This window comes from Lysobacter spongiicola DSM 21749 (assembly GCF_900167055.1).
In the GTDB taxonomy this organism is placed as follows: domain Bacteria; phylum Pseudomonadota; class Gammaproteobacteria; order Xanthomonadales; family Xanthomonadaceae; genus Novilysobacter; species Novilysobacter spongiicola.
This window is the reverse complement of record NZ_FUXP01000009.1, coordinates 1-20,501: the sequence shown is the minus strand read 5'-3', so window position 1 is coordinate 20,501 and position 20,501 is coordinate 1. Positions and strand designations below refer to the sequence as shown.

Below are 20,501 nucleotides of genomic sequence, written 5' to 3'. Positions count from 1 at the left end.
AACGGCTTGAGCGGCGATATATTCCTGATCGATTTCGAGAACGTACAGCCGACGAGCATTGGTTTGCTCAAGCCGGGCGCGTGCCGGATTCATGTTTTCGTCGGGCAAAGTCAGAAGAGCGTGCCGGTGGAGCTTTCACAGGCGCTGCAGCCGTTTGGTCCGGATGCCTGTTACACGCGGATCGCCGGAAACGGAAAGAACGCGCTCGACTTCCACATTGCGTTCTACATCGGCTGTCTCGCCCACGAGCACCCCGGCGCGCGCTTTACGATCGTATCCAAGGACGGCGGATTCGACCCGCTGGTGAAGCATCTCGGGACGCTGGGGATCGCTTGCAAACGCGTTGCAGCGCTGCCCGCTGCCCCCAAGTCGACTAACGGTCCTGTCGCGACCCGGCCGAAAGCCAAGAAGGCGGTAGCAGCCGCGAAAAAGGTTCCGGCAAAGCCGAAGAAGGTCGTTTTTACGCTGCTGCCGGAAAGCGAAGCCAAACCAGGCGTGGAGCTGGAAGCCACGCCCCGCGCGCCGGTTGGAGTGGATGACGTAGTAGCGCGCCTGAAGGGCATGAAGGCGGCCAAGCCGGCGAAGCTCAAGACCCTGCAATCCTCCATGCTCGCCTGGTTCAAGCCGGCGCTGGCGATCAAGGATGTGGATGCGATTATCCAGAGCCTCGCCGACCGCAAGAAGATCAAGGTGGACGGTACGAAGGTGACGTACTCGTTGGGGTAGTAGGCATCGACGAAGCCAGTCGCGGCCGCTCCATCCACCCGACCGCGTTGGTCTGAACCATCCGTCCCCGCAACGGCTGGATCCAATGAAGCAGCAGGTGCATTACGTCGAAACCGCCGACCACGTCCAGCTGGCGTGGGCCGAGACCGGCCGTGGGCCGCCGCTGGTCAAGACGGCCACCTGGTTGACCCATCTGCAGCACGACCGCGAGAGCCCGGTCTGGTCCCACTGGGTGCGCTTCCTGTGCGGGCACTACCGCTACATCCGCTTCGATGAGCGCGGCTGCGGGATGTCGGACTGGAATGTCGGCGACCTGACACTGCAGCGCTGGGTGGAGGACCTTGAGGCGGTGGTCGATGCGTCTGGTATCGATCGCCCGTTTGCGCTGCTCGGCATGAGCCAGGGTGCGGCCACGGCGATCCGGTATGCGGTGCGGCACCCGCGGCGCGTTTCGCACCTGATCCTGTATGGCGGTTACGCGGTCGGTGGGCTGCGCAGTGATGATCCGCGGCGCGCGGCGTTGTACCGGGCGGTGATGGAGGTAGTCGGGCTCGGCTGGGGCAGCGACAACCCGGCGTTCCGTCGCCTGTTTACCGAGCGCTTCGCCCCGGAGGGCACGGACGAACAACTGGCCTGGTTCAACGAGCTGTGCCGGCAGACCACATCGCCGGCCAACGCGGTGGCGCTGCTGCAGGCGCGGGGAAACGCCGATGTCAGCGACCTTCTTGAGCAGGTCCGGGTGCCGACCCTGGTGCTGCACGCCAACCGCGACCAAATCGCGCCGCTGGCGCAGGGGCGATTGCTGGCCAGCCGCATCCCGGGTGCGCGCTTCGTGCAGCTGGAGTCCTGCAACCATGTGCTGCTGGAACACGAACCCGCGTGGCGCGACTTCCAGGAGGAGGTGTTGGCCTTCACCGGCGTGACGCGGCCGGAGGCGCGCGAGGACCCGGCGCGCGGGCCGGCGTTGACGGTGCGCGAGCGCGAGGTGCTGGCCCTGTTGTGCGCCGGCAGCAGCAATGCGCAGATCGGCTGGGAGTTGGGCATCGCCGAGAAGACCGCGCGCAACCACCTCTCGGGGCTGTACCGGAAGCTCGGGGTGCGCAGCCGGGCCGAGGCGATCGTGCGGGTGGTCGGGCGGCGCGAGCCGGACTGAAACGGAGCGACGCCGGCGACAAGGGCCGGTAGCGCGCCCGGGACAATTGTCCCGGTTTCCCCCCGCACCGCCCGCAATGTCCGGGACAAGGTTCCCATCGCCGCACCGGCTGGCGCGGCGCAGGCTCGACGTACCGCTCAACGGAGTCACGTCGATGTTCCGCTCATTCGCCTTCTTCTACGGCACCGCGAACTACGCGATGTTCCTGCTGGTGTTCCTGTACGCAATCGGCTTCGTCTCCGGCGTGGGCGTGCCTTGGCATGTCGACAACGGGGTGCCGACTCCGTGGCCGGCGGCGCTGGCGATCAACCTGGTCCTGCTGTCGCTGTTCGCCGTGCAGCACAGCGGCATGGCGCGGCCGGCGTTCAAGCGCTGGTTCACCCGCATCGTGCCGGCGCCGCTGGAGCGCAGCACCTTCGTGCTCGCCACCAACCTCGTGCTGGTGCTGCTGTACTGGCAATGGCGCCCGCTGCCGATGGTGGTGTGGAACGCCGAGGCCGAGGCCGCGCGCTGGCTGCTCCATGGGCTGGCGGCGGTGGGCTGGCTGCTGGTGCTGGCCAGCACCTTCCTGATCGATCACTTCGACCTGTTCGGCGTGCGCCAGTCCTGGCGCGCCGCACTCGGGCGCGGGCCGACGCCATCGGCGCCGTTCGTCACCCGCGCGCTGTACCGGATCGTCCGCCATCCGATCATGCTCGGCTTCCTCATCGCCTTCTGGGCCACGCCCACGATGACGGTCGGACACCTTCTGTTCGCAGGCGTGACTACCGGTTACATCCTGGTGGCGGTGAAATACCTGGAGGAGCGCGACCTGGTCGCCCAGTTCGGCGATACCTATCGCGAGTACCAGCTCCGCGTGCCGATGCTGCTGCCGTGGCGGCGGCCGGTGGAGGGCTCGGTCGCGGATGCACCGCGCATGCCGGCGCGGTCACTGTAGCGATGCGGTGCGGTTACTTGGCAGCGCTGGTCTGCTGAAGGAAGAACCGCACCATCTCGGCCGAGGCATCCGGCCCCGCTGGATCCGTGTAGGTGCCGCGCGCGCTGCCGCCGCTCCAGGCATGGCCGGCGCCCTGCACGGTCCAGTGTTCCACCCGTGGCCGGCCATCGGGGCCTTCGAACACTTCCTGCTTGTAGCTGCGTCCGCCGGGGGCGATGCCGTCCTGCACGACCGACTGCGTCGCACCCGCGGTGGCGTCGCGGACGATCGCTTCGCTGTTGCTGGCCGCGACGGTGCGGTCGGCATCGCCGTGGAAAACAATCGTCGGCACCGCGTGGGTAGTGGCGCCCGCGCCGCGTCCGCCGGCGTTCCGCTGCGCGCCCTGTGACATCGCGCTGAAGGCGGAGCCCACGTCGCTGGCGGCGCCGAAGGGCAGGCCGGAATGTGCGCCGACGGCGGCGAACACGTCCGGGTAGGTCTCGCCCAGGATGACCGCCATCGCCGCGCCCGCGGACAGGCCGGCGACGAACACGCGCTTGCGGTCGACGCGGTGGTCGGCCGCCACGTGGCCGACGATGCCGGCGATCATGGCCGGCTCGCCGCGGCCCTGCACCTGGTCGCCGGGGCGGAACCAGTTCCAGCACTTGTTGCCATTGGCCCGCGCGGTCTGCGCCGGGTACGCCACCAGGAAGCCGTGCTCGTCCGCCAGTGCGTTCATGCCGGTGCCCGCGGCGAAGTCGTCCGGCGATTGCGTGCAGCCGTGGAGCATCACCACCAGCGGCATCGGGGTGCTTTGGTCCAGCGTCGTCCCGCTGGGCACGTACAGCTTGTAGTCGAGGCTGCCGGCGTCGCCGCTGTAGCTGCGGGCGAGCCATTGGCCGCTGGCTTCCGGCGGCGCGTCGGGGGCGGTGGTCACTTCGCGCGCCTGCGGGGCGGCGGCGTCGGACGGCATCTGCTCCATGGGGCGCACCAGCCCGGCGCGTGCCAGGGACTGGTCGATGGTGGCGCGTACCTGTCCGCTGGCCCCGCCCTGCTGGGTAAGTCCGGCGCTGTTCAACGCGCGGTCGATGGTCTCGGCGATCTGTGCATTGCGGGCGGCGCCATCGGTGGGCGGGTTGCCGGCATGCGACGAGCCCGGACGGATGCGCCCCAGCAGTTTTTCAAGAAGTTTCACGGTCAGCGCCTGTCAGTGGATGCGCCAAGGGAGGCGGCAGGCGACCATGCTAGCGAGGGGCGGTTGAATGGTGATTTCACCGACTTGAGAGGAAGCATCAACTCGCGCCGGATAGTCAGCGTCAACAGTTGGACCGACAATTGCGCCAGAATTTGGCGCGATTTGCGTCCGATTGGCGCGATTTCACTTCTTTGTGGCGCAATTCGGTTCCAGCTGGCGACCCGTGTTGCATAGCCGAAGGTCTCCATCCCTAGCCGAAAGGCTTCCACCAGAAGGATCCCCATGGAACTCGGCTTTGACGTCATCGCCCTGCTGATGGCCGTGGCTTTCGTGGCGGGCGTCATCGACGCGATCGCGGGCGGTGGGGGGCTGCTGACCATCCCGGCGCTGATGGCGGCGGGCGTGCCACCGGTGCAGGCGATCGCCACCAACAAGTTGCAGAGCAGCTTCGGCACGGCGAGCGCGGTGGTGGCGTTCGCACGCAAGGGGCGCATCGACTTCAGGCGCTTCGCCAAGCCAGCCATCGGCGCATTTGTCGGCTCGGCATTGGGCGCGTGGACGCTGCAGCGCATCGACCCGACGTTCCTGGCCGGTCTGATCCCGGTGCTGCTGATCCTGATGGTGGTCTATTTCACTGTCGCGCCGAAGGCCTCGGAGGAGGACCGCCACAGCCGCTTCGGCGCCGGCGCGCTGGTCGGGATGGCCGCCGCGATCGGCTTCTACGATGGCTTCTTCGGGCCGGGCACGGGCTCGTTCCTGACCACCGCGCTGGTGGCGCTGTTCGGGATGGGCCTGGTCTCCGCCACGGCGCATACCAAGTTCCTCAACCTGTCGAGCAACGTCGCCGCCCTGATCACGCTGGTGATCGGCGGCCACGTACTGTGGCTGCTCGGCCTGCTGATGGCGGTATCGAGCATCGCCGGCGCGCAGGTCGGCGCACACCTGGCGGTACGCATCGGCAGCCGGGTCATCCGCCCGCTGCTGGTGGTCATGGCGCTGGCGCTGACGGTGAAGCTGCTGTCGGAGCCGGGGAATCCGTTGAGGCAGATGGTGCTGGGGTAGGCGGTAGCAATTCGGGCGGCCGCTCGTGCGTGAGGCTTGCGGCGGCGGAATCTGTTTCAATCCACTAAATTTGCTATAAATGTTCTAAATATTTATACCAAATTGATAGTTGCCCTATGAAGCTCCCGCCTCCTGCGCCACAACTCGCGGATCTGCTGAACAGCCGTCAAGTCGATGTGGAGGGGGTTCTGCAGCTTGGCATCGGGCCGGAAGTGGGGGGCGTCTACGAGCACTGGGATCGGTTACGTCATCTCGAGCCCCCCCATGGTCTGAGTTCGGAAGGTTGGTGGACAGCGCTCAAACTCGCACGTCGGAGCCTCGCACGGCCCTTGCCGCTGAACGACAAGAGCGGCAAACCGTTTACCGTCTCGATCACCGGAACGATGCACCGGAAGCTGCACTTCCTCGATCGCGAAGCCGCCGGTGCCATCCAGGCCGCTGCGCTGGTCGATGACCAGACGGCGCGGAAGCACTACCTGATGCGATCGCTGATAGAGGAGGCAATGACGTCTTCCCAATTGGAAGGCGCTTCCACTACCCGGCGTGTCGCCAAGGAATTGCTCAGTACCGGTCGCGCCCCGAGAGACCGCAGCGAACAGATGATCTTCAACAACTACGCGATGATGCAGTCATTGCGTAGCTTGGGTGACCAGGCGCTCAGTGTGGAGCTCATCCTCAAGATGCACCGGTTGCTGATGGTGGATGCGCTTGACGATCCCGGGCAGGCGGGCCGCCTGCGTACCGCCGAGGACAACGTGGTGATCCAGGACCGCGCTGACCCAACGATTACCCTCCACGTGCCACCGCCCGCTGCGGAATTGCCTGAGCGGTTGCAGGCGCTGTGCGACTTCGCCAACGGCGGCGACAGCGGTGAGTTCCTGCACCCCATCGTCCGTGCCATCGCGATCCATTTCCAGATTGGCTATGACCATCCGTTCTGCGATGGCAACGGTCGTACGGCGCGCGCACTGTTCTACTGGTCGATGCTGCGTTCGGGCTACTGGCTCAGCGAATATGTTTCAATTTCGAGCGTCCTGAAGAAGGCGCCTCAGCAGTACGTGCGGGCCTATCTGCACACCGAGAGTGATGGAACGGACCTCAGCTATTTCGTTGCGCACCAGTTGGACGTCATCATCGCGGCAGTTGAAGGGTTACGCGGCTATTTGGCCCGCAAAGGTCGGGAGCGCAACCAGGCGGAGGCGCTGTTGCGCCCCGGATCTCCGCTGGGTGCTCGCTTGAACCACCGCCAGCGTTCCATCTTGCTGCACGCGATCCGGCATCCGGACAGCGTCTACGAGATTGCCGGTCATCAAGCGGCGCACCGCGTCACCTACCCCACTGCCCGTGCCGACCTGCTGGGTCTGGTGGAGCTCGACCTGCTGCGACAGGATCGACGTGGGAAAGCCTTCATCTTCTTGCCGGCGCGTGACTTGGCGCAGCGGCTGGACGTTTAGTGCAGGCGGGGACATCAATCCATCGCCAGGTGTTCGGGCGTGTCAGCCCGCCCCTCGCAGCGAAAACGCCTCCCGCACGCGTTCCCGATAGTTGGGGCCGCTGGTCAGGCGGGTGCCGGACGACAGCCGGAACAGGTACTGCCCGGAGCCGAGGTTCTCGATGTCGGCCACCGCATCGATGCGCACGATGCGCGAGCGGTGGATGCGGGCGAAGTGCCGGGGGTCGAGCTGCGCTTCCATTGCGGTCATGGTTTCGCGCAGCACCAGGCGCTCCTGGCCGACGTGCAGTTCCACGTAGTTCAACTGCGCGACGATGCACTCGATCTGCTGCACCGGGACCATGCGCAGCCGGTGCCCGACCGGGACCGGCAGGCGTTCGGGTGAATGCTCGCCCGGCGTGGCGCGCGTGTTTGGCCGGCGCGTGCGGGCGCGATCAAGTGCAATGCGCAGGCGTTCGCGCGAGTAGGGCTTGAGCAGGTAGTCGATCGCGCCGTGCTCGAAGGCATCCAGCGCGTGTACGGCGAACGCGGTGACGAACACCACGCTCGGCCGCCACGCCGCCTCGGCCAGGTGCAGTGCGCCGAAGCCGTCGACGCCCGGCATCTGGATGTCCAGGAACACCAGGTCGGGCTTCATGTCCTGCAGGGCCGTGGCGGCCTCCTCGCCGTTGCTGCATTCGCCCAGGATGTGCACGCCATGCTCGGCGCCGAGCATGCGTCGCAGCCGTGCGCGCGCCATAGGCTCGTCGTCGACCACCAGTACGCGCAGCGGTGCTTCGTTCACGGCACCTGTCCCAACGTCAGCGGCAACGACACACGTACACGGGTGCCACCGCCGCGCAGGGGCGTGATGTCCAGCGAGTGCGCGCCGGCATACAGGCACTCCAGCCGTGCGCGTGTATTGGACAGCCCCATGCCGAAGCCGGGCCGGGCCTGCGTGCCGGCACCCTCGTCATGTACTTCGAACACCAGGCGGCCGCCATCGCGCGCTGCGCGCACCTCCACCGTGCTGGGCGTGTCGCGCTGGGCGACGGCATGGGCAACCGCGTTCTCCACCAGTGGCTGCAGCATCAGGCGCGGTACCTGCGCGCGCAGGGTGTCGGCATCGATGCTGCGCCGGAACCGCAGGCGCTCGCCCAGCCGCACCCGCTCGATGCCGATGTAGTAGTCGATCGCGGCCATCTCTTCTTCGAGGGTGCTGTGCTGGTCTCGGCTGGATTCCAGGCTGTGGCGCAGCAGCCCGCCGAGCTGCACCAGCATGCGGTCGGCGGCGTCGGCATCGTGGTGCACCATCTCGGCGATCGAGTTGAGCGCGTTGAACAGGAAGTGCGGGTTGAGCTGGGCGGACAGTGCATCCAGCCGGGCCTGCGTCAGGCGCTCCTGCAGGATCCGGGTCTGCCGCTCGCGTGCGCGCGAACGCGTGGCATAGACCAACGCGTGGCCGACGCCGACGATCAGGCAGCCCATCAAGGTGTTGTTGAGCACGCTGGTCACCAGCACATCGCCCCATGTGGGCGGCGCGGCGTACCAGCCGATCCACGGGTCCAGCACCATCACCGCCACGGCGCGGAACACCACCACCGCCAGCACGGCCAACAGCAGCCATGCAGTGGGTGCGAGCCAGCGCTCGCGTTCGATCGGGGCACGGGCGGTCGCCCACAACAGCCACAGCGTGCAGGGCACCCACAGCGCGGCGCTGACCATCTGGAGCCGCAGCACCTGGCGCACGTCGACCGGCTCGCCGAGGGAGGACTGCATGGTGATCACCTGCGCGGCCCAGATCAGCCCGTTGAGCCCCCACCAGGCGACCACGGCGACCACGACGAGCCAAGGGATTGTGCGCATGTGCCGGCAAGCTAGCCCCCGGCCCCGGGCTTGGCAACCGCGGGCGGGGCGTTCGTCCCCGGTTCCGGCGTGTTGGTCCCAACCATGTGCCAGGCGTGCCCGCGCGGAGGGACGGTGCCGGCTCCAACAACGGAGATACGCCGATGAAAACAGCCACCCTGACCGCCTTGGCTGCGGCCGCATGCTTGATGGCCGCCTCCCACGCCGCATCCGCGACGGGAAGCTGCCCGGCGCCTGAGAAGTTCGCCGAAGGCATCGCCTCCACCGATGCCTGGGAGTGGCGCCTGACGTTCACGCCGTCCGCCCGGCAGATGTACTGGGCACGCACCGACACCTTCTGGCCGGCGACGCGCGAGCAGGCGACCATCCTGACCTCGCGCCGCACCCTGCACGGCTGGGCCGCGCCGCAGGTGGCCGCGTTCTCCGGCATCCACAGCGACATGGACCCGGCACTGTCGCCCAATGGCCGCTACATGGTGTTCTCGTCCGAGCGCCCACGCCCCGACGGCCGCGCCGCCCTGATGGACCTGTGGCTGGTGGAGCGCAAGGGCCGGGGCTGGGGCCAGCCCGTGCACCTGGGCGGTGCCGTCAACAGCGACGGCGACGAGCTGTACGCCAGCGTCGACCGCGCCGGCACGCTGTACTTCGCCAGCAACCGCGACGGCGAGTTCGACATCTATCGGAGCAAGCGCCTGCGCAACGGCCACTACGCCCAGGCGCAGAAGATCCCGGGCCTGGTGAACACCGCCGCGCGCTGGGAGTTCAACCCGGAGATCTCCCCCGACGGCCGCACGCTGCTGTTCGTCCGGCTCGACTTCCCGGATTCGCTCCCCGACCAGGGCTACGGCTTCGGCGACATCTACGTCAGCCGCCTCGGCGCCGGCGGCTTCAGTGAGCCGGTGAACCTCGGGCCCTGCGTCAACACCGAGTGGGATGAGTTCCATCCCACCGTGATGTGGAACCGCAACCTGCTGTTCTTCGCCAAGGACATCGGCATGCCGAGCGACTTCTACGTGGTGCCGCTGGACCTGCCGCGGCGGTAGAGGCGGTCGTCCTGCCGAAGCGGCAACAGATTGGCCCGGCAGGGCCTAGGCCATCGGTTGGGTGCTGCCGGTCGTCGGCTTCGGGCATCATCGGGAGTTCCGGGAGCCGCGCTCCCACACCACCGGAGCCGCCATGCGCCGCACCCTCGTCGTATCCGCCCTGTCAGTGGCCCTGTTGGCCGCCTGTGCGTCCACCGCGCCGACCAGCACCACCGCCTCGGCCCCCGCGGCCACGTCGGCCCAGGCCGGCGAAACCAGCGAGGACGCGCGCATCAATGCGTGGTTCGAGCGCAAGTACGAAGAGCAGTTGCAGTTCAGCCCGATCCAGATGACCTTCCTCGGCCGCAAGGATCGCTACTCCGAGCTCGACGACATGTCCCGCGAGGCCGGTGAGCGTCAGCTCGCTTGGCAGGTGGCAGCACTCGAGGAAATGAAGTCGAGCTTCGACTACGACGCCCTCAGCGACGCGACGCAACTGTCGTGGGACCTGTTCGAGTACCAGGTGGAGCAGGCCCAGGCAGCGCACCGGTTCGTCGAGCACCAGTATCCGTTCGAGCAGATGGGTGGCATGCAGGCGCAGATGCCGACCTTCATGATCAACTTCCACAAGGTCGAGACCGAGTCCGACTACGAGGCCTACGTCTCCCGCCTGCGCGAGGTGCCGCGGGCGTTCGGGCAGTTGATGGACCACGTGCGGCTCTCCGCCGAGAAGGGCATCCGGCCGCCGCGCTTCGCCCACCAGGGCGTAATCGAGCAGGGCGGCAAGGTCGTCACCGGGGCCCCGTTCACCAAGGGCGAGGACAGCGCGCTCTGGGCCGACGCGCAAGCCAAGGCCGATGCGCTGGTGAAGGCCGGCGAGATCGACCAGGCACGTGCCGACGAGCTGAAGGCCGAGGCCCGCGCGGCGCTGGTCGAGGCGGTGAAGCCGGCGTATGACGAAGTGATCACCTGGTTCATGGCCGACCTGCCCAACGCCCAGGAGAACCCGACCGGCGTCGGGTCCACCCATCCCAACGGCAAGGCCTACTACGCCCAGCGCCTGCAGGCATCGACCACCACCAACCTGACACCGGACCAGGTGCACCAGATCGGCCTGGACGAAGTGGCGCGCATCCGCGGCGAGATGGAAGCACTGAAGGAGCGCGTCGGGTTCGACGGCGACCTGCAGGCGTTCTTCCACTTCATCCGCACCGATCCGCAGTTCAAGTACCCCAACACCGATGCCGGCCGCCAGGCCTACATCGACGACGCCAGCAAGGCGATCGCCACGATCAAGCAGCAACTGCCGAACTACTTCGGCCTGTTGCCGAAGGCCGACATCGTGGTCAAGCGCGTCGAGCCGTTCCGTGAGGTCGACGGCGCCGCCCAGCACTACTACCCGAGCACGCCGGACGGCTCGCGCCCGGGCGTGTACTACGCCCACCTCTCGGACATGGATGCGATGCCCAAGACCGAGCTGGAGGTCATTGCCTACCACGAGGGCCTGCCGGGCCACCACATGCAGATCGCCATCGCGCAGGAGCTGGAGGGCGTGCCGGAGTTCCGCAAGCAGGCCGGCTTCACCGCCTACGCCGAAGGCTGGGGCCTGTACTCGGAGTGGCTGGCGCGCGAGATGCCGGGCACCTACACCGACCCGTACTCCGAGTACGGCCGCCTGACCTCCGAGATGTGGCGCGCGATCCGCCTGGTGGTCGACACCGGCCTGCACGCCAAGGGCTGGACCCAGCAGCAGGCGGTGGACTACTTCGCCGAGAACAGCTCGATCCCGCAGGAAGCGATCGAGGCCGAGGTGCGCCGCTACATCACCTGGCCGGGCCAGGCGACGGCCTACAAGATCGGCATGATCAAGATCCAGGAACTGCGCGCCAAGGCCGAAGCCGAGCTCGGGGATGACTTCGACATCCGCGGCTTCCACGACGCCATCCTCGGCGGCGGCGCCCTGCCGCTGACGCTGCTGGAGCGCAAGATCGACCAGTGGATCGCGGAAGAAAAGCGGGCCTGATACCGGCCTGACAGCGAAACGGAAGGCCCGGGCAACCCCCGGGCCTTTTGCTGTCCGGTCCGCGTCAGGCACCATGCGGACAGGGGACTCGACTGGACGCAACTCGACACGATGGACCACTGGGTCGTCATCTACGCCATCGGCGCCGCGCAAGCGGTGATGCTGGCGGTCGCGTTGGCGCGGCGCCGGGCCAACCCGCAGGCGAACCGGGTGCTGGCCGGATGGATCGCGGTGGTGGGCATCGACCTGGCGATCAAGGCGATGTATCTGGCCGAGCCGACGGCAGGGCTGTTCAAGCCGACGCGCTTCGTTGCGCTGCTCCCCTTCATGTACGCCAGCCTGTTCTATTTGTATGTGCGGGTGCTGACCACCGGGCGCGGGCTGGGGTTGCGCGACCTGGTGCACTTCGCCGGCTTCGCGCTGGTGCTGGCTTGGGCGGCGCCGGTGTTCCTGCTGGGTCGAGAGGAGACCGAAGCCGCGTTCGCACGGTGGCAGGCGGGCGAGGCGCACTGGTTGCCGCCGTGGTTCGATCCTTTGCTGTACGGCTATGCGTTCTCCTACATCGCCGCCGCGCTGGTGCGGGTGCATCGCTACCGCCGGCAGGTCCGCGCGCGCCGCTCGGATGCCGATCGCCAGTCGCTGCGCTGGATCACGGTGGTGGCGATCGGGCAACTGGTGATCTGGGGCATCGCCACCTTGCAGTGGCTGGTGCGCGCCCCGTGGCTGGACTACTACCTGATCTATGGCGCCGTGGCGGCATGGGTCTGCGTGATCGGCTACCTGAGCCTGGGCCAGCCGCCGGTGGTGGTGGAGCTGCCGCCGGAAGCGGCGACCCCGGTCAGCGACGACAGGGCTGCCGGCGACGACGACCCCCGCTTCGACGAGGTCGAGTCGCGACTGTCACGACTGATGCGCGAAGAGCAGCTCTACCGGGAGCCGGCGCTGACCATCGGCCAGCTCGCCAAGCGCAGCGGTTACCCGGAGTACCTGGTGTCGGCGGTCATCAACCGGCGCTTTGGCGGCAACTTCTGGGAGTACATCAACCGGCAGCGCATCGATGCGGCCGCGGCACGCCTCACCGACCCGGGCGACACGCGCACCATCCTCGACATCGCCTACGCCTGCGGCTTCACTTCCAAGTCCACCTTCAATGCCGCGTTCAAGCGCCAGCTGGGGGTGACGCCAAGCGCCTGGCGGCGCGACCGGGCCGACCGATCCGGCGCTGGATCGCCGGCCAGCGAAGGATCAACTCGCACACCGCAAGGTTGAACATCCACGACAGCCAGGCCGCGGCAACGTAGACCGGCATGAACGGAAGTTCCAGCACGATGCCGAAGGCCAGCATCATCCGGAGCGTGATGGCGCCAGTGGTGAGGGCGATGCTGCGGCACATCCAGCGGCGGTGGGCCGCGATGTCCCTGGCAATGGCATGGCGGATCCCGAGGGCCGTGGTCAGCGGCCATAGCAGCGACAGGACCGTGAAGCCGGCTTGGCTGATGGACCCACCCTGGGCGCTCTGGGCCAGGAAGAGCCCGGACACCGCACCGATCGCCACCGCGGCGACATACAGCCAGCCGCCCAACCGGTGCAGCCCGGGCAGGCGCCGGCGAACCGTGGCGCTGAGCTGCAACGGCACCAGCAAAAGCGCCAGCCCCGCCGCGAAGAAGTGCGCTGGCACGTCCCAACCGGACACCGCGAACTGCGCGGCGAACGGATCATCCGTGCGGAATTCCCCGTACAGGTATGCGAAGGCGTAGCCCGCCACCGCCACGCAGGACAGCGCGAACACCGCGCGGGCGAACCACCAGACGGACTTACCCAGCCACTCGAACATGTTGCTGCTCCCGGAGCGATGAACCGGGAGCCAGCGTCGCGTGTGGGATCTATCAAGTCGTCCCGGGCGGCGGAACCGGACGCAGGGAGGTACGAATCCGGGGAATCGGACATGTGCGAAGCCCGGCTACGGGGCTATGGGCGGGTGTCTGGCGATTCGGGACGTCGGCGGTCCGCGTCCGTGGTCGGTGCATCTCCAGCCCAATACCCGGATCATGGCGACTGGAATCGACCGTGAGGATGGAAGACCAGGTGACCGATCTCGCCCTTGAATCCGCATCGACCGCGGACGAGCCACTGTTCCAAGGGTTGTTGGGCTCGACCTTCGGATCATTGCCACCCCGGGTTCGCCACCTCCATCTGCAAAACGGGCTGGCCGTCTACTCCGGCGAGGTGGAGGTGGAGCGGGGCACCGGGCTGCTGTCGCGCCTGTGCGGCCGGGCCACACGCCTGCCGCCGTCGGGCCGCGGCCCGGTGACCGTCCACATCGATGCCGACGGCCGCGGGGAAACCTGGGTGCGGCACATGGGTGGGCACGCGATGCCATCACGCCTGCGGGCGGCCGATGGTCTGTTGTGCGAGCGGCTGGGACTGGTGACCTTCGGCTTCCGCATCACGGTCGAGCAGGGCTGCCTGGTGTGGCGTGTCGTCCGCGTGCGCGCGCTGGGCCTGCCGTTGCCGTCGTGGCTGTTCGCAGGGGTGGCCGCACGGGAATCCGAAGAGGCAGGGCGCTACCTGTTCGACGTGTCCGCCGCGCTCCCCTTCGCGGGACCACTGGTGCGTTACCGGGGGTGGCTGCATGTCGACCCGGACTGATACGGCAATCATCGTCTTCGATGGGATCTGCGTGCTCTGCAACGGCTGGGTCGGTTTCCTGCTGAAGCATGACCGCCGGGGACGCTATCGATTCGCATCGATGCAGTCGGAGTCGGGCCAGAAGTTGTTGGCCCGCAACGGGCTGGACCCGGCTGACCCGACGTCCTTCCTGCTGATCGATGGTGCCGGCGCATGGACGGATACCGCCGCCATCCGGCGTGTTCTGGCGGGGCTGGGCGGCCGCTGGCGTTGGGCAGCCGCGGCGCTGGGGCTGGTGCCGGCGCTCCTGCGGGACCGGGCCTATCGGCTTATTGCACGGAATCGCTATCGCTGGTTCGGTCGCCATGCGCAGTGCCTGGTGCCTGCGCCGGGGGAGCGTTCGCGCTTCCTCGATTAGGCGTCACCGTGGCCGATGCATGGATCGGGAAGCGCTCGAGTTCATGCATGAAGTCGTCGAGGGTGAACAGATCGAGACACGGCCGCGCACCGCCGCCATCGAGAAGGCCATGCGCAAGCTTACGGGCCAGCACCACCGCGGCGGTGGCGGGGATCTGCGGACCGCTGCCTTCATTGGCGATGATGTGCCACTGGACGCGCAGCGGCGAACCGGTGTGATCCAGGCCGTCCATGTGGACCGTCATGAGGCCGGTGTCGCTGCCCGACCGTAACCACCACTCGCTTGCACGCAGCAGTGGCACCGACCAGCGGGCGAGTGTCTTCAACACCTTCCCGCGTACCAGCCAGCTGGCCAGCCACAGACCGAAGTGCATTCGACGCAGCTCCAGCCCGGCGCGAAAATCACAGTGGCGCAGCTCCGGATACCTCGTCGGCAGTACGCCCAGGTCCGGCACGTCGCAGCGCGCCACCCAGCGGGTCCCGGCGCCGGGCACACGGATCCGCCGGAGCGATTGCCAGCCGTGCACGTCCTGCCAATGTCCGTTGATCAGGGCGGGGAACGCGTGGCCGACATAGCCGAGGATGGCCTGGGTGGTGGCGAGTCCGCGCGCGGTGCGGTTGCCCGGGCTGATCGCCGCCTCGACCCGTTGCATCCGGCTGAACAGGTGGCGATGGGCTTCGATCACCGCGGCAGAAAGACCGGGCAGGCTGCTCGCTCCTGACACCACCCACCGGCCGCCGGCCCGCGCGCGTTGATCGAGGCGACCGATACCCATGACGAAGTCGCGTCCGTCCGCCAGGTCGATGTAGTGCGCGCCGCACTCCAGCGCCGCCTCCGCCACCCGGTAGTCGCGCTGCTGGAACGGTCCTGCGGTGTGGATCACCAGTTGCACGTTCAGTTGCGCCAAATCCCGCACCAGGTCGGGGCCCTCGACGTCGATCGCCGCCGTGGCCATGGCCGCCGATGCGCCTTGCTGGATGAGCTGTGCTGCGAGGGCGTCGGCGGAGTCGCGGTTGCGGCCGGCCAGCAACAGCTCGAACCCCGGATCCTTCGACAGCGCTTCCGCGATGCGGCGGCCAAACTGCCCATACGCCCCGATGATGAGCGTGCGGAAGCGGGGCGACGAGGTCATGCCTCGTGCTGCAGGATATTGACCAGCCTGCCCAGCGGGTCGCGCACATGGAACCGGCGCACGCCCCACGGTTCGGTGGTCGGTCCGTACTCGAACGCGATGCCCGCGGCTTCGATCCGGCGTTGCGCCTCCTCGAGGTCATCGACTTCTATCGAGAGATCGGGCACCGGCGTGTCTGAACCGCCCTGGCTGGCGAAGCTCACCTGCGTCGTCATCGGTTGGCCGGAGACATAGGTCCGAAGCCAGCCGTGGTCCATCGCCAGTTCCAGCCCCAACACGTCGCCATAGAAGGCATCGGCCGCCGCGGGATCAGGGGTTTTGATGTTGGCAACGATTCTTTTGACTTCCATGATGGGACTCCACTCGTTGCGCGAGAGCTGATGGTGCCGCTGTTGCGGGTGGAATGCATTGTTGCGGCCAGCCGTGGATGGAGGCTGGTCGCAGGTAGGCACGCGTCTTGCAGGACTCCCATGCCAGCCTCGATCAGGCCGCCAGGGTCGCCGAGCGGTTGAGGGCGTGCGTGGCGGCGCTGCCGTTCGACCACCTGCGCGACGGGCTTCGGGTCACCATCAGCCTCGGGGTGGCGCAGTGGCACATGGGCGATGAAGGCCTGGATGCGGTGACCCGGCGCGCGGACGAAGCCCTCTACCGGGCGAAGGACGGGGGCAGGGATCGCGTCGAAACCGAACGGGACGAAGCAACCGCCGGCTGAAGCTCCACGGCAGCCTCACGCCAGCCGGTCGTTCAGGACCACCCTGTCGCTGGTCCTGGGCTGGGGCCAGCACCCGCCCAGCCGGCCACTCCGCTGGTTGCATGGTGTCGGGCAGTGGCCGTGGCCCTTCGCCCCGCGTCCACCCGCAGTGTGGTCCGCTGGCGCGATCCAACAAGGAGGAGAGCCGGTCATGGCTGCCACGCTCCACAGATCCCGCGCCCTGCTGCTGCATCCGTTCCACGCAGTGATACTCGCCAGCACGATCCCGCTGTTTTTGGGCGCCGTCCTCGCGGACTGGGCCTATGCATCGACCTACCACGTGCAATGGACCAACTTCGCCTCCTGGCTGCTCGCCGGCGGCATGGTCTTCACCGGCATCACCTTGCTGCTGGCGCTGATCGGACTGATCCGGGGCCCGCGTGACGGCCACCAGGTGCTGTACTTCCTGGTGGTGCTGGCCACCTTCATCATCGGCTTCATCAATTCACTCGTGCACGCCAAGGACGCCTGGGCCGCCATGCCCAGCGGCCTGTGGCTGTCGGTGATCGTGACCCTGCTGGCCTGCATCGCGACCTGGATCGGGTTCTCCGGCCGGCGCCTGGGAGGTGCGAAATGAAGCGCTCCAGCCTGTTCTCCGCGATCGCCCTGGCTTCCATGCTGACTGCCTGCGGTGGCGACCCGGCTCCGATCGAAATGGGTCCGACCCCCACCCTGCCGGACCAGCAGCGCGGCCTGCTGCCGAAGATGAAGATCGCCGACCCGGCGATCTGGGGCGACCAGCGCCCGGTGGTGCCGGCCGGCTTCTCGATCACGCCGATCGCGACCGACCTGAAGATCCCACGCCAGACCCTGCTGCTGCCCAACGGCGACATCCTGGTGGCCGAAGGGCGCGGTGGCAACGCGGCCAAGCTGACGCCGAAGGACGTCATCGCCGGTTACATCAAGGCGCAGGGCAACACGCAGGTGGAAAGCGGCGACCGGCTGACCCTGCTGCGCGACGCCAACCGCGACGGCACCTATGAGCTGCAGACGGTGTTTGCCGACGATCTGAACGCGCCCTACGGCCTGGCGTTCATCGACGGGCAGATCTACGTGGCCAACCAGGATGCGCTGGTGCGCTTCGCCTGGAGCGAGGGCCAGACCCGGGCCAGCGGTCCGCCGGAGGAGGTCACCAAGCTGCCGTCGGAGATCAACCACCACTGGACCAAGGCGCTTACCGCCAGCGCCGACGGCCGCTTCGTCTACGTCGGTATCGGCTCCAACAGCAACATCACCGAGCGCGGGATGATGGCCGAGCAGGACCGCGCAGTGGTGTGGGAGATCGACGTGGAGTCCGGCATGCACCGGCAGTACGCCACCGGCCTGCGCAACCCCACCGCCCTGGCCATCCAGCCCGGCAGCGGCCAGTTGTGGGCGGTGGTGAACGAGCGCGACGAGCTGGGGCCGAACCTGGTGCCGGATTACCTGACCTCGGTGCAGGAAGGCGCGTTCTACGGCTGGCCCTACGCCTACTGGGGCCCCAACCCGGACCCCCGCGTGCGGCCGCAGGACCAGGAAAAGGTCGCCTCCACCGTCGTCCCGGATTACAGCCTGGGCTCACACGTGGCCGCACTGGGCCTGGACTTCTCGACACCGGCCATGGGCGCGCAGTTCGCCGAGGGTGTGTTCATCGGCGAGCACGGCAGCTGGAACCGCAGCGAGCCGGTCGGCTACAAGGTGATCTTCGTGCCGTTCCGGAACGGCAGGCCCGCCGGCGAGGCGGTCGATTTCGTCACCGGCTTCTTTGGTGAAGACGGCAAGACACGTGGTCGCCCCGTTGGCGTGACGGTGGATCCCGCCGGCGCGCTGATCGTGGCCGATGACCTGTCCAATACGGTGTGGCGCGTGACGCGCACCCGCTGACGACGGCTGCACGCCACCCGCCCGACCGGCATCGCCGCGGGCGGGTGGCGCCATCGCACCCCGGCCACGCCGCAATTGGCGACAATGGCCGCCTCCTTCCAGACGCAACGGACAACGCATGGCCGGCGCCACCCTCTTTACGCTCCTCGACGACATCTCCGTCCTGCTGGACGACGTCGCCATCCTGACCAAGCTGGCGGCCAAGAAAACCGCTGGCGTGCTCGGTGACGACCTGGCCCTGAATGCCCAGCAGGTGACCGGCGTGAAAGCGGTCCGCGAGCTGCCGGTGGTGTGGGCGGTGGCGAAGGGCTCGTTCAAGAACAAGGCCATCCTGGTCCCGGCGGCGCTGGCGATCAGCGCCTGGCTGCCGGTGCTGATCACGCCGTTGATGATGATCGGTGGCACCTACCTCGTGTACGAGGGCATGGAGAAGCTGGCGCACCGCTTCCTGCACTCGAAGGAAGAGGATGCGAAGAAGCACGGCGAGCTGGTCCAGGCGGTGGCCGACGAGAAGATCGACCTGGTCGCCTTCGAGAAGGACAAGATCAAGGGCGCCATCCGCACCGACTTCATCCTGTCGGCCGAGATCATCGTGTTGTCGCTGGGCGTGGTGGATGGCCGGCCGTTCGCGCAGCAGGCGCTGGTGCTGGTCGCCATCGCGGTCGGCATCACCGTGGGCGTCTACGGGCTGGTCGCCGGCATCGTGAAGATGGACGACGCCGGCCTGCACCTGGCCGAGAAGGGGGGCGTGCAGGCGGCGCTGGGGCGTGGGCTGGTCTACACCGCGCCGTGGCTGATGAAGTTCCTGTCCATTGCAGGCACCGCCGCGATGTTCCTGGTGGGTGGCGGCATCCTGGTGCACTCGATCCCGGTGCTGGCGCACTGGGTGGAGGGCGTGGTGCCGGAAGGTGCCCTGGGCACCGTGCTGTCCGCGGCTGCCAACGCGGCGGTAGGGATGGCCGTGGGCGCCGTGGTGGTCGCAGCGGTGATGCTGTTCAAGAAGATGCGCGGCGGCGGGGACGCCAAGGCCGCGCACTGAGTCCGGCCCGGGAGGCGTTGGCTCAGGCGAGCCAGCGCCAGGCAACCATGGCGGCCAGTACCACGCCGCCCATCACCCGGCGGAACGGGCTGTCGCCATCGGTGAGCTCCAGGTAGGCCCACAGGAACAGGAACGCACTGCTGAAGAACGACAGTAGTGCTTGCAGCCGTCCATCGGGCAGTAGCCACGCGGCAAGGCCGGTGATCGCCCAGCCCGAGATGGGGATATTCGGTGGCTGTGCGATGACGATGCGACCGTCCCTGTCGCTCACGAAGCGGCGCAGCGCGCCGTGCTTGGCAGGTTGTTGCTCGCGTTGGTTAGCCATGTGTACGAATACTGCGCTGGACGCGATCAATGGCAGGCGAACATGGCTGGGTAGAATCGACCGGGGCGAAATGGGGTCGCCCACTTCGGGGGGATGGATGCACAAGCGGTTGCGGATTGCCATCGTCGGCTACGGCACCGGCGGCCAGGCGACGGCGATCCTGCTGTCGCGCGATGGCCACGATGTCGAGGTGTTCGAGCAGGCCGCGACGCTGGGTCCGGTCGGTGCGGGCTTCCTGCTGCAGCCGGTGGGCCAGATGGTGTTGTGGGAGCTCGGCCTGCTGGATGCGGTACTGCAGTACGGCGCACCGGTCTCGCGGCTGTACGGCGAAACTGCGGCTGGACGGCCGGTGATGGACATGCGCTACACCGAGCTCGACCGGCGCCTGTTCGGGCTGGGCGTGCAGCGCGGCGCGCTGTTCTCGCTGCTGGACGCGGCCTGGACGGAACACCGCACGCTGCATTGCGGCGTGCGCGTCACCCACGTGGACCACGAGGCCGGTGCGGTGGTCGATCAGCACGGGCGCCGGTACGAAGGGTTCGACCTGGTCGTCGTGGCCGACGGTGCGGCGTCTTCGCTGCGCGCGCAGGTCGCCCCGGCACGGCTGGATCGACCGTATCCGTGGGGCGCGCAGTGGTGTCTAGCTGTGATCTCTCAGTAGGTTGTTCATCCGGGGTGGTCCCGGAAGACTGGAGGTGCGAATCAGCCACCCCTCCAGGAGCCCCGGATGAACCTGCATAAACATGCCCGCCTTAGCCCTCGCGGTCGAGCCCTGCTCGTGGACCGCATCTTGATTCAGGGCCTGCGCGTGGAAGAAGCCGCACACGCCGCCGGCGTGAGCGTTCGAACAGCGTACAAGTGGCTGAAACGGTTCAAGGAAGAAGGTTCGGGCGGGTTAACCGATCGATCCTCGAGACCGCGGCACTGTCCCCACGCGACAGCGCCACGGA

General features: G+C 67.7%; 22 protein-coding genes and 1 pseudogene. 16 read left to right on the top strand and 7 right to left on the bottom strand.

Annotated features, from left to right (window positions below; all coding sequences use genetic code 11):
* Positions 1-6: 6 nt before the first annotated feature.
* From B5D37_RS10845 to mddA, 3 genes are all read left to right on the top strand, one after another.
* Entirely contained in the window at positions 7-726 is a 720-nt protein-coding gene (locus B5D37_RS10845; protein WP_159447386.1) for a PIN domain-containing protein, read from the top strand.
* 85 nt (positions 727-811) lie between these two features.
* On the top strand, positions 812-1,879 hold the full coding sequence (locus B5D37_RS10840; RefSeq protein ID WP_078758755.1) for an alpha/beta fold hydrolase: 1,068 nt from the start codon (positions 812-814) through the stop codon (positions 1,877-1,879).
* Positions 1,880-2,033: 154 nt separating this feature from the next.
* Complete coding sequence (gene mddA / locus B5D37_RS10835; RefSeq protein WP_078758754.1) at positions 2,034-2,816, top strand: methanethiol S-methyltransferase; 783 nt, start codon at positions 2,034-2,036, stop codon at positions 2,814-2,816.
* Between the two features lie 13 nt (positions 2,817-2,829).
* Here mddA and B5D37_RS10830 read toward each other — a convergent pair whose 3' ends face one another.
* Entirely contained in the window at positions 2,830-3,990 is a 1,161-nt protein-coding gene (locus B5D37_RS10830; RefSeq protein ID WP_200809237.1) for an extracellular catalytic domain type 1 short-chain-length polyhydroxyalkanoate depolymerase, read from the bottom strand.
* Between the two features lie 282 nt (positions 3,991-4,272).
* Between B5D37_RS10830 and B5D37_RS10825 the strand changes: the two genes are divergently transcribed.
* Together B5D37_RS10825 and B5D37_RS10820 are read left to right on the top strand one after the other, a co-directional pair.
* Positions 4,273-5,052 carry a TSUP family transporter gene (locus tag B5D37_RS10825; RefSeq protein ID WP_078758752.1) on the top strand — a complete coding sequence of 260 codons (780 nt, stop codon included), beginning with the start codon at positions 4,273-4,275 and terminating at the stop codon, positions 5,050-5,052.
* 329 nt (positions 5,053-5,381) lie between these two features.
* Positions 5,382-6,506 (top strand): Fic family protein, encoded by a 1,125-nt coding sequence (locus tag B5D37_RS10820; protein ID WP_234987842.1) that lies wholly within the window; start codon positions 5,382-5,384, stop codon positions 6,504-6,506.
* Between the two features lie 42 nt (positions 6,507-6,548).
* On the opposite strand, the gene B5D37_RS10815 is transcribed toward B5D37_RS10820, so the two are convergent.
* A complete protein-coding gene (locus B5D37_RS10815; RefSeq protein WP_200809236.1) occupies positions 6,549-7,289 on the bottom strand; it encodes a LytR/AlgR family response regulator transcription factor in 741 nt (246 codons plus the stop codon).
* Entirely contained in the window at positions 7,286-8,350 is a 1,065-nt protein-coding gene (locus B5D37_RS10810) for a sensor histidine kinase (protein ID WP_159447385.1), read from the bottom strand. Before B5D37_RS10810 ends, B5D37_RS10815 begins: the two co-directional genes overlap by 4 nt.
* Positions 8,351-8,493: 143 nt before the next feature.
* Here B5D37_RS10810 and B5D37_RS10805 point away from each other — a divergent pair, with 143 nt between their 5' ends.
* The 3 genes from B5D37_RS10805 (at position 8,494) to B5D37_RS10795 (ending at position 12,664) form a co-directional block, all read left to right on the top strand.
* Positions 8,494-9,393 (top strand): TolB family protein, encoded by a 900-nt coding sequence (locus B5D37_RS10805; RefSeq protein ID WP_078758749.1) that lies wholly within the window; start codon positions 8,494-8,496, stop codon positions 9,391-9,393.
* Between the two features lie 133 nt (positions 9,394-9,526).
* Positions 9,527-11,395, top strand: coding sequence for a DUF885 domain-containing protein (locus B5D37_RS10800; protein ID WP_078758823.1), 1,869 nt, complete (start codon positions 9,527-9,529; stop codon positions 11,393-11,395).
* 111 nt (positions 11,396-11,506) lie between these two features.
* A complete protein-coding gene (locus B5D37_RS10795) occupies positions 11,507-12,664 on the top strand; it encodes a helix-turn-helix domain-containing protein (protein WP_078758748.1) in 1,158 nt (385 codons plus the stop codon).
* Here the strand turns inward: B5D37_RS10795 and B5D37_RS10790 are convergent.
* Positions 12,555-13,229, bottom strand: coding sequence for a DUF2306 domain-containing protein (locus B5D37_RS10790; RefSeq protein WP_078758747.1), 675 nt, complete (start codon positions 13,227-13,229; stop codon positions 12,555-12,557). The genes B5D37_RS10795 and B5D37_RS10790 overlap by 110 nt on opposite strands.
* 239 nt (positions 13,230-13,468) lie before the next feature.
* Between B5D37_RS10790 and B5D37_RS14955 the strand changes: the two genes are divergently transcribed.
* Both B5D37_RS14955 and B5D37_RS14950 read left to right on the top strand, forming a co-directional pair.
* Positions 13,469-14,044, top strand: a complete 576-nt coding sequence (locus B5D37_RS14955; protein ID WP_078758746.1) for a DUF4166 domain-containing protein — start codon at positions 13,469-13,471, stop codon at positions 14,042-14,044.
* Complete coding sequence (locus tag B5D37_RS14950) at positions 14,028-14,441, top strand: thiol-disulfide oxidoreductase DCC family protein (RefSeq protein ID WP_078758745.1); 414 nt, start codon at positions 14,028-14,030, stop codon at positions 14,439-14,441. Before B5D37_RS14955 ends, B5D37_RS14950 begins: the two co-directional genes overlap by 17 nt.
* On the opposite strand, the gene B5D37_RS10775 is transcribed toward B5D37_RS14950, so the two are convergent.
* Together B5D37_RS10775 and B5D37_RS10770 are read right to left on the bottom strand one after the other, a co-directional pair.
* A complete protein-coding gene (locus B5D37_RS10775; protein WP_078758744.1) occupies positions 14,353-15,573 on the bottom strand; it encodes a saccharopine dehydrogenase family protein in 1,221 nt (406 codons plus the stop codon). The two genes, B5D37_RS14950 and B5D37_RS10775, sit on opposite strands and share 89 nt — an antisense overlap.
* Positions 15,570-15,923, bottom strand: a complete 354-nt coding sequence (locus tag B5D37_RS10770) for a VOC family protein (protein ID WP_078758743.1) — start codon at positions 15,921-15,923, stop codon at positions 15,570-15,572. The genes B5D37_RS10775 and B5D37_RS10770 overlap by 4 nt, the downstream gene beginning before the upstream one ends.
* Before the next feature lie 107 nt (positions 15,924-16,030).
* Between B5D37_RS10770 and B5D37_RS10765 the strand changes: the two genes are divergently transcribed.
* The 4 genes from B5D37_RS10765 to B5D37_RS10750 all read left to right on the top strand — a co-directional run bounded on the left by B5D37_RS10765 (position 16,031) and on the right by B5D37_RS10750 (position 19,226).
* Positions 16,031-16,285 carry a diguanylate cyclase gene (locus tag B5D37_RS10765; RefSeq protein WP_078758742.1) on the top strand — a complete coding sequence of 85 codons (255 nt, stop codon included), beginning with the start codon at positions 16,031-16,033 and terminating at the stop codon, positions 16,283-16,285.
* A 190-nt stretch (positions 16,286-16,475) separates the two neighbouring features.
* The gene (locus B5D37_RS10760; RefSeq protein WP_078758741.1) at positions 16,476-16,901 is read left to right on the top strand and encodes a DUF2231 domain-containing protein; all 426 of its coding nucleotides are present in this window, start codon (positions 16,476-16,478) and stop codon (positions 16,899-16,901) included.
* Positions 16,898-18,187, top strand: a complete 1,290-nt coding sequence (locus B5D37_RS10755) for a PQQ-dependent sugar dehydrogenase (protein WP_078758740.1) — start codon at positions 16,898-16,900, stop codon at positions 18,185-18,187. The genes B5D37_RS10760 and B5D37_RS10755 overlap by 4 nt, the downstream gene beginning before the upstream one ends.
* Before the next feature lie 118 nt (positions 18,188-18,305).
* Positions 18,306-19,226, top strand: coding sequence for a DUF808 domain-containing protein (locus tag B5D37_RS10750; RefSeq protein WP_078758739.1), 921 nt, complete (start codon positions 18,306-18,308; stop codon positions 19,224-19,226).
* A gap of 22 nt (positions 19,227-19,248) precedes the next feature.
* Here B5D37_RS10750 and B5D37_RS10745 read toward each other — a convergent pair whose 3' ends face one another.
* Positions 19,249-19,551 (bottom strand): hypothetical protein, encoded by a 303-nt coding sequence (locus tag B5D37_RS10745; protein ID WP_078758738.1) that lies wholly within the window; start codon positions 19,549-19,551, stop codon positions 19,249-19,251.
* 97 nt (positions 19,552-19,648) lie between these two features.
* Between B5D37_RS10745 and B5D37_RS10740 the strand changes: the two are divergent.
* Positions 19,649-20,194 (top strand): annotated as a pseudogene (locus B5D37_RS10740) (FAD-dependent oxidoreductase); the annotation flags it as partial.
* 84 nt (positions 20,195-20,278) lie between these two features.
* Positions 20,279-20,501: leucine zipper domain-containing protein (locus B5D37_RS10735; protein WP_143814272.1), on the top strand; the 223-nt coding region annotated here is incomplete at its 3' end.

Excerpts from the sequence above, each read along its gene's own strand:
- B5D37_RS10825 (WP_078758752.1), top strand. The coding sequence starts at position 4,273 with ATGGAACTCGGCTTTGACGTCATCGCCCTGCTGATGGCCGTGGCTTTC.
- B5D37_RS10745 (WP_078758738.1), bottom strand. The coding sequence starts at position 19,551 with ATGGCTAACCAACGCGAGCAACAACCTGCCAAGCACGGCGCGCTGCGC.
- B5D37_RS10795 (WP_078758748.1), top strand. The coding sequence starts at position 11,507 with ATGGACCACTGGGTCGTCATCTACGCCATCGGCGCCGCGCAAGCGGTG.
- B5D37_RS10800 (WP_078758823.1), top strand. The coding sequence starts at position 9,527 with ATGCGCCGCACCCTCGTCGTATCCGCCCTGTCAGTGGCCCTGTTGGCC.
- B5D37_RS10840 (WP_078758755.1), top strand. The coding sequence starts at position 812 with ATGAAGCAGCAGGTGCATTACGTCGAAACCGCCGACCACGTCCAGCTG.
- B5D37_RS10750 (WP_078758739.1), top strand. The coding sequence starts at position 18,306 with ATGGCCGGCGCCACCCTCTTTACGCTCCTCGACGACATCTCCGTCCTG.
- B5D37_RS10760 (WP_078758741.1), top strand. The coding sequence starts at position 16,476 with ATGGCTGCCACGCTCCACAGATCCCGCGCCCTGCTGCTGCATCCGTTC.
- B5D37_RS10805 (WP_078758749.1), top strand. The coding sequence starts at position 8,494 with ATGAAAACAGCCACCCTGACCGCCTTGGCTGCGGCCGCATGCTTGATG.
- B5D37_RS14950 (WP_078758745.1), top strand. The coding sequence starts at position 14,028 with ATGTCGACCCGGACTGATACGGCAATCATCGTCTTCGATGGGATCTGC.
- B5D37_RS10790 (WP_078758747.1), bottom strand. The coding sequence starts at position 13,229 with ATGTTCGAGTGGCTGGGTAAGTCCGTCTGGTGGTTCGCCCGCGCGGTG.
- B5D37_RS14955 (WP_078758746.1), top strand. The coding sequence starts at position 13,469 with ATGGAAGACCAGGTGACCGATCTCGCCCTTGAATCCGCATCGACCGCG.
- B5D37_RS10775 (WP_078758744.1), bottom strand. The coding sequence starts at position 15,573 with ATGACCTCGTCGCCCCGCTTCCGCACGCTCATCATCGGGGCGTATGGG.
- B5D37_RS10755 (WP_078758740.1), top strand. The coding sequence starts at position 16,898 with ATGAAGCGCTCCAGCCTGTTCTCCGCGATCGCCCTGGCTTCCATGCTG.
- B5D37_RS10770 (WP_078758743.1), bottom strand. The coding sequence starts at position 15,923 with ATGGAAGTCAAAAGAATCGTTGCCAACATCAAAACCCCTGATCCCGCG.
- mddA (WP_078758754.1), top strand. The coding sequence starts at position 2,034 with ATGTTCCGCTCATTCGCCTTCTTCTACGGCACCGCGAACTACGCGATG.
- B5D37_RS10810 (WP_159447385.1), bottom strand. The coding sequence starts at position 8,350 with ATGCGCACAATCCCTTGGCTCGTCGTGGTCGCCGTGGTCGCCTGGTGG.